Annotated in this window: 13 protein-coding genes; 6 read left to right on the plus strand and 7 right to left on the minus strand. The window is 49.4% G+C overall.

Annotated features, from left to right (window positions below; translation table 11 throughout):
* Positions 1–5: 5 nt before the first annotated feature.
* The 3 genes from Q4G98_RS05095 to nifS all read right to left on the minus strand — a co-directional run bounded on the left by Q4G98_RS05095 (position 6) and on the right by nifS (position 2103).
* Complete coding sequence (locus Q4G98_RS05095) at positions 6–344, minus strand: hypothetical protein (RefSeq protein WP_177562439.1); 339 nt, start codon at positions 342–344, stop codon at positions 6–8.
* A gap of 155 nt (positions 345–499) precedes the next feature.
* Positions 500–925, minus strand: coding sequence for a Fe-S cluster assembly scaffold protein NifU (nifU, locus tag Q4G98_RS05100; RefSeq protein ID WP_177562445.1), 426 nt, complete (start codon positions 923–925; stop codon positions 500–502).
* Positions 926–942: 17 nt separating this feature from the next.
* Complete coding sequence (gene nifS / locus Q4G98_RS05105; protein WP_177562447.1) at positions 943–2103, minus strand: cysteine desulfurase NifS; 1161 nt, start codon at positions 2101–2103, stop codon at positions 943–945.
* Positions 2104–2289: 186 nt separating this feature from the next.
* Between nifS and Q4G98_RS05110 the strand changes: the two genes are divergently transcribed.
* The 6 genes from Q4G98_RS05110 to Q4G98_RS05135 all read left to right on the plus strand — a co-directional run bounded on the left by Q4G98_RS05110 (position 2290) and on the right by Q4G98_RS05135 (position 7978).
* On the plus strand, positions 2290–2721 hold the full coding sequence (locus tag Q4G98_RS05110) for an Rrf2 family transcriptional regulator (protein ID WP_177562449.1): 432 nt from the start codon (positions 2290–2292) through the stop codon (positions 2719–2721).
* 44 nt (positions 2722–2765) lie between these two features.
* Positions 2766–3701 carry a cysteine synthase A gene (cysK, locus tag Q4G98_RS05115; protein ID WP_177562451.1) on the plus strand — a complete coding sequence of 312 codons (936 nt, stop codon included), beginning with the start codon at positions 2766–2768 and terminating at the stop codon, positions 3699–3701.
* A gap of 174 nt (positions 3702–3875) precedes the next feature.
* Positions 3876–4466 (plus strand): hydrolase, encoded by a 591-nt coding sequence (locus tag Q4G98_RS05120; RefSeq protein ID WP_177562453.1) that lies wholly within the window; start codon positions 3876–3878, stop codon positions 4464–4466.
* 20 nt (positions 4467–4486) lie between these two features.
* Entirely contained in the window at positions 4487–5575 is a 1089-nt protein-coding gene (gene mnmA, locus Q4G98_RS05125; RefSeq protein ID WP_177562455.1) for a tRNA 2-thiouridine(34) synthase MnmA, read from the plus strand.
* A 5-nt stretch (positions 5576–5580) separates the two neighbouring features.
* The gene (locus tag Q4G98_RS05130) at positions 5581–6585 is read left to right on the plus strand and encodes a hypothetical protein (protein WP_301961872.1); all 1005 of its coding nucleotides are present in this window, start codon (positions 5581–5583) and stop codon (positions 6583–6585) included.
* 205 nt (positions 6586–6790) lie between these two features.
* Positions 6791–7978, plus strand: coding sequence for an ATP-binding protein (locus tag Q4G98_RS05135; RefSeq protein ID WP_177562459.1), 1188 nt, complete (start codon positions 6791–6793; stop codon positions 7976–7978).
* Positions 7979–8159: 181 nt separating this feature from the next.
* Here Q4G98_RS05135 and Q4G98_RS05140 read toward each other — a convergent pair whose 3' ends face one another.
* From Q4G98_RS05140 to Q4G98_RS05155, 4 genes are all read right to left on the minus strand, one after another.
* Positions 8160–10670 carry an ATP-binding protein gene (locus Q4G98_RS05140; RefSeq protein WP_177562461.1) on the minus strand — a complete coding sequence of 837 codons (2511 nt, stop codon included), beginning with the start codon at positions 10668–10670 and terminating at the stop codon, positions 8160–8162.
* Positions 10657–11904, minus strand: a complete 1248-nt coding sequence (locus Q4G98_RS05145) for an ABC transporter substrate-binding protein (protein WP_177562463.1) — start codon at positions 11902–11904, stop codon at positions 10657–10659. Before Q4G98_RS05145 ends, Q4G98_RS05140 begins: the two co-directional genes overlap by 14 nt.
* A 280-nt stretch (positions 11905–12184) precedes the next feature.
* Positions 12185–13414: an ATP-binding protein gene (locus Q4G98_RS05150; RefSeq protein ID WP_301961873.1), complete on the minus strand. Its 1230-nt coding sequence runs from the start codon at positions 13412–13414 to the stop codon at positions 12185–12187.
* 34 nt (positions 13415–13448) lie between these two features.
* Positions 13449–14975 (minus strand): capsule assembly Wzi family protein, encoded by a 1527-nt coding sequence (locus tag Q4G98_RS05155; protein WP_298562648.1) that lies wholly within the window; start codon positions 14973–14975, stop codon positions 13449–13451.
* Positions 14976–14984 lie beyond the last annotated feature (9 nt).

Consider the following 14984-nt stretch of genomic DNA (forward strand, 5'->3'; position numbering starts at 1 on the left):
TTAAATCAGTTTTTGGCCTGTTTCGCTTCTTCCAATTTATGCTTCATCCAGTCGATCATGGCCAGTTTACCGAATTCATGCCAGGTTTTGCATTCAGTGTTTTTGGCAATATATTCGTTCCATTTATCCTGGTTCACCTGCTCTACCTCCAGCAGGTTCATGATGCCAAAGCCGCTGCGCCAGATCAGGTCGTCCATCGAGGTATATTTACTGTTTTCTGTTAAAAATTTATCGTTGAACAATTCCTGAAAGGATACCTTTGCCAAAATCTTGCCCAGTTCTTCGTCGTGGGTAAAGATTTCCAGATAATGCTTAAACTCTTTTTCAATATCGATTGCTGCCATTGTTTCATCCTCCGGTGGAAAATTATTGGTTTGATAATTTATGCTTCTTATTTTACCACAAAAAAGCCGATGGCGCTAACCATCGGCTTTTCTGTAAAACTAATGTGAGTAAAAGGAGGAGTTGGAACTGAAAATTTTAACAGCAAAATCAGCTGTTAATGGCCGCAGTCGTGACAGCAGCCTGTACAAACATCTATACCTTCGGTAGACATGCCGTTTTTGACCTTGTAGTCATAAATAGCGGCACGCAAACCGTCAGCAGCAAGATTGGAACAATGCATTTTGACCGGCGGCAAACCGTCAAGCGCTTCGGCTACGGCCAGATTGGTCAACGCCAGCGCTTCTTCGACAGATTTGCCCTTAGCCAGCTCCGTCGCCATACTGCTGGTAGCGATCGCCGCACCGCAGCCAAAGGTCTGGAAGCTGATATCGGTAATGATATTGTCTTTGACTTTGATAAAGATCTTCATGATATCACCGCATTTGGCATTGCCCACTTCACCGACGCCGTCGGCATCGGGCATTACGCCCACATTGCGGGGATTCATAAAATGCTCCATTACTTTTTCACTGTAAGCCATTGATTACACCTGCTTTCTTACTTATGGTAAAGGGGCGACATCGCCCGCAATTTTTCAACGATCAGCGGCAGCTGTTCTAAAACATAATCGACATCGGCATCGCTGTTTTCTTCCGATAAGGTCAGACGCAGCGAACCGTGCGCAATCTCATGCGGCAAGCCGATAGCCAGCAGAACATGTGACGGGTCCAGCGAACCGGACGTGCAGGCACTGCCGCTGGAAGCCGCAATGCCCAGATGGTCAAGCAGCAATAGCAGGCCTTCGCCTTCAATATATCTGATGCTGACATTGACATTATTCGGCAGTCTGTCGGTGGGATGGCCGTTCAGCCTTACTTCGGGTATCCTATCTAAGATACCGGCGATCAATCTATCACGCAAAGCGCGGGTTTTCCCAGCATTAGCCGCCATATTTTCCTGCGCATAAGCTGCCGCCAGCCCCAGCCCTACGATCCCGGCAGTATTTTCAGTACCGGCACGCAGGCCTTTTTCCTGTCCGCCGCCGACGATCAGCGCCAGTACGCGCACACCCTGACGGATATACACCGCGCCTACGCCCTTGGGGCCGTGGAACTTATGCGCCGTCAGTGTCAAAAGGTCAATATTATCGTCATTAACGTCGATGGGGATATGCCCCGCCGCCTGTACGGCATCAGTATGCAGCAGCACCTTGTGCGCCCGACATACAGCGCCGATCTCCCTGATCGGCATGACCGTACCGATCTCGTTATTGGCATACATCACCGAAACGAGGATCGTATCGTCACGCAGGGCAGCTTCTACCTGAGCTGCCGTCACCCGGCCGAATTCGTCCACAGGCAAATAGGTGATCTCAAAGCCTTCCTTCGCCAGTTCCTCACAGGTATGCAGCACCGCATGATGCTCGACCTGCGTAGTGATGATATGTCTGCCTTTTTTGGCGTTGGCACGAGCCACGCCTTTAATAAGCATATTGTCGCCTTCGCTGCCGCCGCCTGTAAAAATGATCTCCTTCGGCGAAGCGCCGATCAGGTCGGCCACCTGCTGACGGGCCGTGGCAATAGCTGCCGCCGCACGCTGCGCTGCCTTATAGATACTGGAAGGGTTTCCGTAATTTTCTACCATTGACCGGGCCATTGCCTCGGCTATTTCCGGCCTGACCTTAGTCGTGGCCGCATTATCTAAATAAACTTCCCGCATTGCGATCCGTCCTTTCTTAATTCCTAGCTGTTCAGTATGATTACATCTTCAGTATAGTAATTCCTAGTAATTTTGTCAAGATTATATTTGTAAATTTTTTGTGTGCAAAAATTTTCTTATTCAGCTATTGAATTCCTAGTAAACTAGTAGTAAAATAAAGTCAAGCTTTTGAAAGGACGTGTGCTTATGAAAATCTCTACCAAAGGACGTTATGCTTTGCGGCTGATGCTGGATCTGGCTTACAATCATACCGGCAGCTTCATCCCCATTAAAAATATCTCCCAGCGGCAGGATATTTCCGATAAATATCTGGAACAGATCATTACCCAGCTGAGCCGTGCCGGACTTGTCAAAAGCGCCCGCGGCGCCCAGGGCGGCTATATGCTCGCCAAACAGCCGCAGGAATATACCGTAGGCGAGATACTGCGGCTGCTGGAAGGCGATCTGGCCCCGGTAGCCTGTGTAGACGATACTAAGGACGCCTGCACCCGAGCAGACGAATGTGTAACTATGGAAGTATGGCGCGAGATCAAAGACGCCGTGAATAAAGTAGTCGATAACATTACCCTGGCTGACCTGGTGGAACGGCAGCGGCAGAAATGCCGATGTTGTAAGTAAAGTACCGCTTACAGCTTAATTTATTGAAGAAAGGTTTTGATATCATGACTAAAATCGCTCACAGTCTGACCGACTTGATCGGCAACACTCCGCTCCTGGAACTCACCAACTATAATAAAAAATTTGCACCGCAGGCGACTATCATCGCCAAACTGGAATACTTTAACCCAGCCGGCAGCGCTAAAGACCGTATCGCTATGGCAATGATCGACGCCGCCGAAGCACAGGGACTGCTGCAAAAAGATTCGGTCATTATCGAGCCGACCAGCGGTAATACCGGCATCGGTCTGGCCAGCGTGGCTTCAGCCCGCGGCTACCGCACGATCCTGACCATGCCCGAAACCATGTCCCAGGAACGCCGTAATCTGCTGAAGGCTTACGGAGCCGAGCTGGTGCTCACTCCCGGCGTTTTGGGCATGCAGGGGGCTATCGACAAGGCAGCAGCACTGGCTGCCGAAATCCCCAATGCTTTTATCCCCGGACAATTTGACAATCCGGCCAATCCGGCCATCCATAAGGCGACTACCGGTCCTGAAATCTGGCGCGATACCGACGGCGAGGTCGATATTTTCGTTGCCGGCGTAGGTACCGGCGGCACGGTCAGCGGTGTCGGCGCTTATCTGAAAGAAAAAAATCCGCATGTCAAGATCGTCGCTGTGGAACCCAGCGCTTCACCGATCCTGTCCGGCGGTCAGGCCGGCCCGCATAAGATCCAGGGTATCGGCGCCAATTTCATCCCGCAAAACTTTGACCGCAGCGTTGTGGACGAAGTGCGCCCCGTCGACGCCGAAAACGCTTTTGCGACCAGCCGCGAACTGGCAAAACACGAAGGTCTGCTGGTAGGGATCTCTTCCGGTGCCGCTGCCTATGCCGCAACACTGCTGGCACAGCGGCCAGAAAACGCCGGCAAAAAAATCGTCGCCCTGCTGCCCGATACAGGCGAACGTTACCTGTCTACCCCGGGCTTTATCGGCGACTGAATCCAACTTACCCTCTCCTGAAAAACAAGCGCAGAGTACACCTCTGCGCTTGTTTTATGGTACTGTTTGAACCCTTGTCGAGGTGTTTTCGAGCCTAGTGTTCATACGTGCCTTTATGGTATAATTATTCTATTAAATACGCATCAATGCGCATAAACGGAAGGATTGATTTTCATGGCCACTTTAACTCGTGATGAAGCCTGGGCACTGCTGACAGAATACAATAAGGAGCCTTTTCACCTGCGGCACGCACTGACGGTAGAAGGCATCATGAAATACTTTGCCAATGAACTTGGCTATGCCGACGAAGCAGCTTTCTGGGCTCAGGTCGGTCTGCTGCACGACCTGGATTTTGAAGTTTATCCGACTGAGCACTGCATCAAATCACAGGAACTGATGCGCGCACGCGGTCTGGACGAACGCCTGATCCGCGCTACTGCCAGCCACGGCTACGGCCTGGCGCAAAACGAGATCGAGCCGCAGCATCAGATGGAAAAAGTGCTGTTCGCTATCGACGAGCTTTCGGGCCTGATCGGCGCAGCAGCTATTATGCGCCCTTCCAAAAGCGTCATGGATCTGGAACTGAAATCCGTCAAAAAGAAATACAAAGACAAAAAATTCGCGGCAGGCTGCTCGCGCGACGTTATTGAACAGGGCGCCGCCAGGCTGGGCTGGACCGTGGACGAACTGATCGAAAAAACTATTCTGGCCATGCGCCAAGACGAAGCCGCTATCAACGAAGCCTGCGCTTCCTTTGACGCCTGACCCCTGAAGGACTATAAATTATGAAGAAAAAAGTTTTAGCCGCCATGAGCGGCGGCGTTGACAGCTCGGCAGCCGCCCTGCTTCTACAGCAGCAGGGCTACGACGTTACCGGCGTCACGCTGCGGATGTTCTCCAACGAGGATCTGGGCTTGGAGCAGGACAGCGCCTGCTGCTCGCTGAGCGATGTGGAAGATGCTAAATTGGTGGCACATAAGCTGGGTATCCCCCACTATGTGTTCAATTTCAGCCCCTGCTTCAAGCGCTGCGTTATCGACCGTTTTATCAGCGAATATGAGGCCGGACGCACGCCCAATCCCTGCGTCGACTGCAACAAACATATCAAATTCGGCGAACTGCTTGACCGGGCCCGACTGATGGATTGTGATTATCTGGCTACCGGCCACTATGCCCGCATCGTTTTTGACGCTGAAAGCAACCGCTGGCTGCTGGCCCGCGGCGATGACCACGCTAAAGACCAGAGCTACATGCTCTTTAACCTGACCCAACAGCAGTTGGCGCATATCCTGCTGCCGCTGGCAGATGTTACCAAACCAGAGATCCGCCAGCTGAGCGAAAAACACGGCCTGATAACGGCACACAAGCCCGACAGTCAGGACATCTGCTTTGTTCCCGACGGCGATTATACAGCTTTTATTGAGCGCACTACCAGACAAAAAGCGCAGCCCGGCCAGTTCGTTCACCTGAACGGCCAGGTACTGGGTACACATCAGGGACTGATCCACTACACGATCGGTCAGCGCAAAGGTCTGGGCATCGCTTACGAATACCCGCTTTATGTGATCGACAAAGATATTGCCAGCAACACGGTCATTCTGGGCCCCAATGACGCTCTGTTCAAAAAGGCGCTGCTGGCCGAGGACTGCAACCTGATCACCATCGATAAGCTGGAAGCGCCCCTGCGCGTCACGGCCAAGACCCGTTACCGGCAGAAAGACGTTCCGGCCCTTATCGAACCGCTGGCAGACGACAGGATAAAAGTCACCTTTGACGAGCCGCAAAGAGCTATCACACCGGGACAGGCCGTGGTCTTTTACGACGGTGATTATGTAGTCGGCGGCGGTATCATCGCCGCAGGCCTGGAGGAGTAAGTGCTATGAAATTTTTTCTGGCCGCTATCGTTACAGCGGCTCTGTTAAGCGAGATCGTTCCCGTCTGGGCAGCTGACCCCGGTGGAGAAAAAATAAAAAATACGGTACCGTCTGTTCAGACAGAAACAGACAAATCTGACAGTGATCCGCCTGCCGCAGGGATCAGCATCACGCCGCAGGCACAGGCCCATACTTTTGACGCCGCTACGGCTAAAGTCACACCTGCAGCAAATGACGTAGCGACATCAACTAAAGCAGACACAGAACCTGCTGCTGCGTCAGAACCTGTCTCTGCAGCAGACGCTTCCAAACAGCCTCCTGCAGGTACAAAAGCGGCTCCGGTCAAAGATAAGGAAGGCAAAGTACAGCCGGCCGCACCTCAGCCGGAACCGCCCAAACCGGTGATCAAAAAAATCACACCGCCGATACCGCAGGAAAAACCGCTGCGCGTGATCTGGCCGCAGGATTTTTATTATTATTCCTATAACGGCGATCCTTATTACAGCCTGTCGCTGCCCAAAGACTTCGGTGCCGACACCATCGCCGGACTGCCAGGCGTCGGACCCATGCTGATGCGGGCCCAGAGCAATACCGTGCTGATGACCTTTGCCGCCGTCGACGCGGACCCGGTCAGAACCAAAGTATTCAGTGACGCTGTTAAAAACCGTGTCGAAATACCCTTGCCCCCTTTAGGGCCCAATGAAGAATATGCATATATCCCGGCACCACGCTATGACTATCCTACTGATCCGGCGCCGCTGGCCCTACCTGAACAGATCACCAGCGCTAAGATCGTAGATGCCGGCAGCGGGAGAACAGCGGAAAATTTGCTGATCAACTACCTTTACCTCAGCTGCACGGCCGACGGCCAGCCTTGTATGGCTGCTGTAACGCACAGCGAACGTAACGGCAAAGCCTTTGACGGACTGTTCGTCTTTCCCTATGCGGAAAAACAGAACTACATACCCCTGGTAAACTACACTGCGCAGAGCCTGCGGGTGAGAAAATAGTAAATAAAAACTGCTTTTTAACATAATGTTAAAAAGCAGTTTTTATTAATTTAATCTGACGGCACAAGCGCAATCTTTATTGGCAACGCACCAATTTATAGACTTTTTATTGCGTTTTCAATCTTTATAGGCTAAAATAAGCTTATAGTAGCGTTAGTATATATTTATACGTTTTTAAACTCGTAAATAAAGAAAGGTGAGCGCAATGGTAGAAAATTATCTGGTCAATCCCTATACTCCCGGAGCCGGAAAAATGCCACGTTATCTGGCAGGCAGACAGCAGGCTCTTGAAGAAGCTTTTAAGCTCATTACTGCCATAGCCTATGGTTTTACTGCCAGATCCGTGATCTATTACGGTTTGCGTGGTGTTGGTAAAACTGTACTTCTTAACGAAATAGAAAAAATGGCAGACGATAAAAATGTCCGTTACGAACATATAGAAATAGCCGAACAATATTCTTTCAAACGGATTATTGCTTTAGCGATCAATAAACTGATGCGGAAAATAAGCGCTAAAGAAAACCTGCGCCAGCATGCAGAAAAGGCTCTTGGCGTTTTAAAAGCTTTCCAGATCACTTATGGACAAGATGGTGACGTCAGCCTGGGCATTGACCCCGATATTCTGAAAGCCGAAGGCGCTGCCGATACCGGCGATTTCCAAAACGACCTTACAGATTTACTGCTTTCTCTGGGTACTTTAGCAGAAAAAGCAGGCTGCGGCGCTATTTTATTCATTGATGAAATCCAATATTTACGTGACGATGAATTCGCCGCTTTGATCTCCGCTATCCACAGGATAGAGCAAAAAGGTTATCCTATAGTCATTTTTGCCGCCGGACTGCCCAAAATAGCCAAGATTGCCGGCGATATTAAATCATACGCCGAACGGCTCTTCCAATTTATCCAAATAGATTCACTAACAGAAACAGCTGCTGAACTTGCTCTTAGTGAACCAGCAAAAAAACTTGGAGTTACTTATCATCCGGAAGCTTTGAAATATATCGTCGGTATCACCGAAGGTTATCCTTATTTTTTACAAGAATACGGACGACAGGTCTGGGATTTTGTTAATGACGAAAAAGAAATCACCTTAAGTGCTGCCCAGAATGCTTATTCTAAATTTATTGAACAGCTTGACACAGGGTTCTTTAAGGTACGTCACGACAGAGCAACTGCCAAAGAACTGGAATTTATGAAAGCAATGGTCAAATGCGGATCACTGCCCTGTTCTACCACGCAAATCGCCCATGAAATGGGACGTGCTCCAACAAATATCTCGCCGCTGCGGGCACAGCTTATCCACAAAGGGTTCATTTATGCCACCAGACGCGGCGAAGTGGATTTTACTGTCCCCCAGTTCGACCAATATTTAAAACGCCTGTATGAGATTTGACGGACTGTTCGTCTTTCCCTATGCGGAAAAACAGAACTACATACCCCTGGTGACCTACACCGCGCAGAGCCTGCGGGTAAGAAAATAAAAACAGCCGCGCTTGCTGCGCTGCCTGCAAAAGTTAGAGCTTCTCTAACACTTGTAAGGCAGCGCACTTTTTTATCGCGGCTGTTTTCCATATTTACAGCAATTTCTGCAAAGCCTTTTTCAGTCTGGCAAATTCTATCGGCTTGGCGATATGGTCATTCATCCCGGCCCGTTTCGCAGCCAGGATATCTTCTGAATAAGCATTGGCCGACAGGGCGATTATCGGCAGCTGCTTCACATCTTCGCGCCCCAGACCACGAATCACCGCCGTAGCCTCATAACCATTCATCCCCGGCATCATGATATCCATCAAAACCAGATCGATACTCCACGGCGGCGCAGCTTTTACTATTGCCACCGCTTCCTCGCCATTCCAGGCGCTGAGCACCTCTGCTCCCAGCATTTTCAGCATTTCCACAGAAATTTCCATATTCAGTTCATTATCCTCTACCAGTAACACACGTTTTCCAAGCAGCGGTTCCGCTATTTCATCCTGCGGTTCCTGCTCCTCCTCTTCAGCCGATCCGGCATTATCAAGCTTCAGATTGAAGGTCACGGTAAAGGTACTGCCCTGGTCGATAGCGCTCTCCACTTTGATCTCGCCCAGCATCAGCAGGATGATATTCTGCACGATCGTCATCCCCAGCCCGCTGCCCTGGATCTTATTGATCCGGCTGTCGTCAGCCCGGCTGAAAGCAGTAAACAGCTTCTTCTGAAACTCTTCACTCATCCCGATACCGTTATCACTGACGCTAAAAGTATAGCAGGCATAACCGGAAACCCTGACAGGTTCTTCCCGCAGCAGCACTTTGATCCTTCCTCCTGCCGGCGTATATTTTACGGCATTGGAAAGCAGGTTGATAAATACCTGCTGCAGACGCAGACGGTCCCCATAGACGCTGCGGTGTTTCAATTCGCCTATACAAAGCTGCAGCTGATGTTTTTTCTGCTGGACCGCCGGTTTGATGATCTCGGTCACTTCCCTCAGCAGACTTTCGATATCCAGCCGCTCTTCCGTCAGTACCAGACTGCCGTTTTCGATACGCGACATCTCCAGCACCTTATTGATCAGCTCCAGTAAATGCCCTGACGCCAGCTTGATTTTTTTCAGGCTGTCGCACAGTTTTTCCCTGTTATCCAGATTGGCATTGGCAATATCCAGCATCCCCACGATCCCGTTGATCGGCGTCCTGATGTCATGGCTCATCGTTGATAAAAATTCACGTTTGGCCCTGTTGGAAGCCTCTGCCGTAGTCAGCGACTCTTCCAGCATTTTTCTGATCCGCAGTTCATCCGTATCATCTTCAATACAAATTATGTACTTGTACCCCAAATGTTCATCCTCGACCGGATAGATCCTGATCTTACACTGGCGTACATCACCGGTCACGGCATTATAATAGCTGAAAGAACCGTTATAATTACCACCCAGCTGATTTTCCTGAATCTGCCGCAGGACCTCCTTCAAAGAACCGTCTGCGGCCGTCTCTGTCAGCACATTAAGGTCAGCGCTGACCGCTTCACGGGAAATTCCCAGAATCCTGCTGATATTTTCAAATACATAGTCTACTGTTTTAGTCACCGGGTCATAAATAAGGAAGCAGCTTTCTATGTTCTGTGACAGCATATCAAACCAGAAATCACGGTAACGGCGTTCATGCATCATCCAGGTATATTTGCGGTAAGCCAGAAAATAACAGCCTAAAAGTACAACGATACTCACGCAGAAAACTGTCAGCAGCACTATCGTCTTACTGATGATCTGCTCCGCCTGCTTATTGACCACATCGCTGGGGATGATCGTCACCATGTTCCACCCCGGCGCATTTTCCAGCGGCGCATAACAAATCAGGTTTTTCCTGCCCTTATACGCCGCCTCAGCCCAGCCGGTCTTTTGTTTAAACAACGCTTCCCGCAGACCGGCGATCACCTGTCCGTCCTCATCCGCATCAATAGTATCAAAAACATTCTGCACTGTTTTGTTGCTGTTTGGGTGCACCGGACGCAGCACGATATCACCGCTGCTGGCAACAATATACGAAAAACCCTGTTTCTCGTAAAAAGTCATAATAAACTCTTCCACAGTTTTACTGACCCGATACTCCTTGAGCAGGTAAAACACTGTGCCATCGTTTAAGCTGGCCTCAGTAAAAATATCAAAAACCCTGCGGCCGGTCTGAGAATTAAAATGCGGCTCGATTATCCCCTGTTTCCCGCCGCGTTTCTGCTGCAAAAGCCGTACCGCTTCCAGATCTATATTTTTCGACTGACTGCCGCCGGGAACAAAATAATACAAACCGTCTTCATTGATCAGCTTAGATAAATATCCTGCCGCAGCCTCATTGGAACCGGCACTGCCAAAAGCAGCCAGCCTGGCGATCGATGCGTTTTTTTCAAAGTCTCCCTCAAGCTGCTTCTGCAGATTGTTGCGGCCCTGGATCGTAATCTCCAGCACACTGTTGACAGAATTGAGCCACAGCTCCTGCCGCACCCGGCTCACATAGTAAATAACAGTCGTCAGCAAAACAGCAATAACGACCCCTGTGACCAACAGATTATAATAAAACAGCTTATTGTTTTTCCCGCCCCAGTCAGGTTTCCGCATCTAAAATATCATCTACCTTTTCCAACGGCTGCCGCCTCAAAATTGCCTGCCCCGCATTGAATGCACGCGACCAGATCGGTACCTTGATCCGGTCATCCGACCCCAGCATGATCCGCCCCGACCGTAAAGCCTCGCTCAGCGGCTGCTGCTCTGCATCCGGCAAAACACTGCTGCCCCTCAGGCTGCTGAAAGAATTCTGACTGGCCGCATATAATTCCATATTTTCTTTCTGCGCAAAAAAGCTCAGAAATTTTTTTGCTTCCGCAAGATGCGGACTATCAGCATTAACGGCCATCCGTGTATCGATATTCAGCATCAGTATACCGCCGTCCCTGCACAGCGGATAAGGATAGACCCCAAAAGTAAAATCCGGCCGCAGCTGCTTCAAACGTCCCGTATTCCAGGCTCCCGTCAGCATAAACGGCGACTGCCCTTTGGCAAATATTTTATAGTCATCGCTGTTTTTATTACTTTGCAAAGCTGCTTCGGTATCCGTATACAAACACAGCGCCTGCGCCATCTGCACGCCACGGTGCAACGACTCGCCTACTTGCAGCTCCCCTGAATTGATCCGCCCGCACAGCATCTCCGCCTGTCCGTTCAAATAATACTCGTTCCAGCCGCCGCTCAAAATCACCGTCGCCAGCGACAGATCTTTATTCACTACCAGCGGCAAAATACCCTGTTCGTCAAAAAAAGCACAGCTTGCCGTAAATTCCTGCCAATCCTTCGGCACCGTCTGATTATATTTTTTCAGCAGATCCAGATTGCAAAACAGACCCAGGGCCGAAATGGAAGTAGGCATATAAAAATAGCCTTTTTCCGCCTGCAGCTGCTGCAAAGCGACCGGCGCCAAGTCATCCATACCCTGCACGTCACTGAGCTCCGCCAGATAACCTTTTTCCTCAAAAGCAAGCAGCCTGTCATGGTCGATAATAAAAATATCATCGCCATTACCTGAACGCAGCCGTGTTTCTAAAATCTTAAAATACTCGTTGCCTTTCAGGCTTTCATAAGAAATCTGCACCTCGGGGTGCAGCTGCATATACTTATTTAAAATAGTCTCGATCGCTTTGACATTGCCCGGTTCCACTTTATTTCCAAAAAAAGTCAGCGAAACAGACGATTTGCTGTGACGATCGCTGATATTGACGATTTTATCCTCAGCGATACCGCAGCCCGCAAGCAAAACGCAGATATTCAGTAATAAAATCAGCCAGAAACCTTTGCGCATCAGTATCTCACCTTTAAATTTATTAAACAAAACAATATTATATTTAAATTATAACATAAAAAGCGAGTTTATTATATTTTTATAATCTTTGCATTAAAATACCCCTATGCACAGGTAATTGCTAAAAGTAAGCCAAGCTTCCAGCGCTTAGCTGAAATCCCCCTCTGCCTTACTGTTATAAAAACTTAACAATAAAATTTATAAACAAAATACGTTTTCAAATAAAAAAATTGGGCAAGAATAGCTCCGAATCCCTATCCTTACCCAATTACTTTCTCTCTTATAACATTCCAGCCGGTATATACCAGTTCTTAGCATCTATTGGCAAAAGATCAGTCGCAAAGCAGATCACTCCACCCTCTCCCAACTGCAAAGCACGTTCCCCTTCTGTTACCGGCTGCAGCATGTCAAACTTTTTCGTCTCTTTCGCCGGATTAGAACTTTTGCGGATCGCCAGAGGATGCACCTTACCATCTATGTTCAACACCAGTTCTACCTCACGACTGTTAAAGTCACGATAGTACCCCAGCGGCGGTACCTGTCCGCAGTTACTGAAGCTCTTATATATCTCCATTACCGCCCAGGTCTCTAAAAAACTGGCTGACATGGCGCCTGCTTCCAGTATCTCGGCATTGCTCCAGCGCAGCAGATAAGCCGCTAATCCCGTATCCGTAAAATATACCTTCGGTGCTTTGACCGCATATTTTAAATTTGGGTGCATAAACGGCTCCAGTAAATAGACCAGCCCCGCCGCCACCAATACTTTCAGCCACTGCTTCGCTGTCGGCGCAGTGATCTCAGCTTCTTTAGCCAGCGCCGCATAATTGACCATGCTGCCTGTATAACTGGCTGCCGCACATAAAAAGCGGTAAAACTGCAGCTCATCGTTGACCTGGGTCAGCGCCCTGACGTCACGCTGCAAAAAAGTCTGTACATAAGAAGAATAATAGTTGTTCCAGTCCTGCTCAGAAGCATTGTTCAGCGCCGGCATACTGCCGCGCCAGATCTGCTCGAACAAGTCCCTCATCGGCAATCTCTCTGTTTCCTGCGCCCGCTGCAGCAAAAACTTTTCTTCCGGCACAAAAGCGCCCGCTTCCAGTCCAGCCAGTTCTGCATGGCTGAACCCTAACAGCTGTACGATACCGATCCTGCCAGCCAGACTTTCTGTAACATTCTCCATCAAATCAAAAGCATGAGAACCTGTCAGCCAAAAATCGCCATTATTACCGTGTTCATCCACATACATTTTGATATACGGCAGCAGCTTCGGCGCCAGCTGGATCTCGTCGATCAAAAGCGGCGGCTTATAACGCTGTAAAAACAGCCCCGGCTCCGTCATCGCCAGACTGCGCACATTGATGTCGTCCATAGTCACATAAGTCCGGTTGCCTTCGGCCAGTTTGCGCAGTAAAGTAGTCTTCCCCACCTGCCGTGGTCCCGTAACCAGCAGCACCTTGCAGCAGCCGCTTAACTTTTCAATTGTCGTCTCTAAATGACGTTTGATATACATTGTAGATTCGTTCCTTTATCCATGCCTTTTACTTTCAATATTCCCAGCGCAATCCTACTGCTACCAGCTTACTGCTGTCACTGCGTCCGCTGGTATAATCGGCATTCTTGATTTTGGCATAGCCAAGTACGCCATCCAAATATAACAACTTATTCAGCTTTTTCGCATAAGTCAGCTGCACTTCATGTACACGCGGGTTACTGGCAACGTCACGGTCCATATCCATACCGGTATATTCCAAGCCGATCCGGTCGCCGTTTGCCAGATAATGGTTGATACTGCCATAATATTTTCTGGTATTTTTACCCATAGCATCACCCAGGATATCATCTTTATAGGTCCAGCCGTTGACCAGATACCAATGTCCATACCACCAGTTATTGGTATCGCTCAGTTCCAGCCGCATGTCCCAGCTGCCGTCACCGCCAAACAACTGCGGGAAGTACAAACCGACACTGTGGGCATGTTCACTGGGAAAACCGCCTGCCTGATCCTCACCATATAAAGAGCCATAGATCTGTACGCCCGGGAACCGGTAACGCAAATCTACACCGCCAATATCGTTCCATTGGTCGTCATCATAGGCATTAGTACCAAGTATCCAGTCTTTGTTCAGTGATTTGAACATGGACACACGTTCCAAACCCAGCGTCAGGTTCTCTGTCGGCACTATATCCACACGCACGCCCAACAGACCTGCATGATCTTTCTCACGCTGCCAGTTTGACATACCAGCCGCATGAGCTTTGTCTACCCGGTTACCTTCTAAACGGCTGTAGAACACATTGACATTGGCCTTACCCAAAAACTTCAAAAACCCGTTATCAAAGGTATGCGGCTCCAGCAGATTCAGTTTTAGCACCGTCTGCGGCGTGGCATTATTACTCATGGCGAACGGTGTACCCCCCCACTGTACAGCCTGCTTGCCCAGCTCTATCCCCCACACGCCCAGATGTGTTTTTACGTAGCCAGCTTCAATACTGGCATCGCCATGCTGGTCTTTGTCGTAGCTGAAACGCGGTGTCAAATTCAAAGCTAAATCTTTATTCAAACTGCCGGAGATCTCTGCTGTGCCGATAATATTGATACCATCGCCATACCTGTAACCATTGTTATTGCGGTTCAGCGGCTGCCAGGAAGCATTGACGCCCTTACGGTAGCGATAGGAATTCTGCTGCATATCGGCATAAGCCAGCCGGGCTTCAACTGCACGCAGCTTGATATTGCTGCCATAGCCTTTGCTATCACCCTGTAGATAAGCAATTTCTTCTGCCAGTTCGGCGCGCATTTCTTCGTAATAAGTTTTTAAATAACCGGGCATTGGTTTATCTGCAGCAACCTGCTGCGCTTCCATTATCCATTTTGCCATGTCCAGACGGCTGTATGGTTTTGTCCCCGTCGGCATATCCTTGATATAACCCATTCCTTCCAGCTTATTGATATAACCATAATATCTGCTGTCCAGCGGCACATTAGTCGTCACCAGCGGCGATGCCATTGCCACACTGCTAAATGCTGCCATAACACCGGCAATAATGCTTGCCATTAAAAATTTTTTCATCCTATGTAT

The organism is uncultured Phascolarctobacterium sp. (genome assembly GCF_958349595.1).
Classification (GTDB): domain Bacteria; phylum Bacillota; class Negativicutes; order Acidaminococcales; family Acidaminococcaceae; genus Phascolarctobacterium.

Bases quoted from the DNA above. Each gene is read 5' to 3' on its own strand.
- Q4G98_RS05145 (WP_177562463.1), bottom strand. From the start codon at position 11,904: ATGCGCAAAGGTTTCTGGCTGATTTTATTACTGAATATCTGCGTTTTG.
- Q4G98_RS05155 (WP_298562648.1), bottom strand. From the start codon at position 14,975: ATGAAAAAATTTTTAATGGCAAGCATTATTGCCGGTGTTATGGCAGCA.
- Q4G98_RS05130 (WP_301961872.1), top strand. From the start codon at position 5,581: ATGAAATTTTTTCTGGCCGCTATCGTTACAGCGGCTCTGTTAAGCGAG.
- Q4G98_RS05110 (WP_177562449.1), top strand. From the start codon at position 2,290: ATGAAAATCTCTACCAAAGGACGTTATGCTTTGCGGCTGATGCTGGAT.
- nifS (WP_177562447.1), bottom strand. From the start codon at position 2,103: ATGCGGGAAGTTTATTTAGATAATGCGGCCACGACTAAGGTCAGGCCG.
- mnmA (WP_177562455.1), top strand. From the start codon at position 4,487: ATGAAGAAAAAAGTTTTAGCCGCCATGAGCGGCGGCGTTGACAGCTCG.
- Q4G98_RS05120 (WP_177562453.1), top strand. From the start codon at position 3,876: ATGGCCACTTTAACTCGTGATGAAGCCTGGGCACTGCTGACAGAATAC.
- nifU (WP_177562445.1), bottom strand. From the start codon at position 925: ATGGCTTACAGTGAAAAAGTAATGGAGCATTTTATGAATCCCCGCAAT.
- Q4G98_RS05150 (WP_301961873.1), bottom strand. From the start codon at position 13,414: ATGTATATCAAACGTCATTTAGAGACGACAATTGAAAAGTTAAGCGGC.
- Q4G98_RS05095 (WP_177562439.1), bottom strand. From the start codon at position 344: ATGGCAGCAATCGATATTGAAAAAGAGTTTAAGCATTATCTGGAAATC.
- Q4G98_RS05140 (WP_177562461.1), bottom strand. From the start codon at position 10,670: ATGCGGAAACCTGACTGGGGCGGGAAAAACAATAAGCTGTTTTATTAT.
- Q4G98_RS05135 (WP_177562459.1), top strand. From the start codon at position 6,791: ATGGTAGAAAATTATCTGGTCAATCCCTATACTCCCGGAGCCGGAAAA.
- cysK (WP_177562451.1), top strand. From the start codon at position 2,766: ATGACTAAAATCGCTCACAGTCTGACCGACTTGATCGGCAACACTCCG.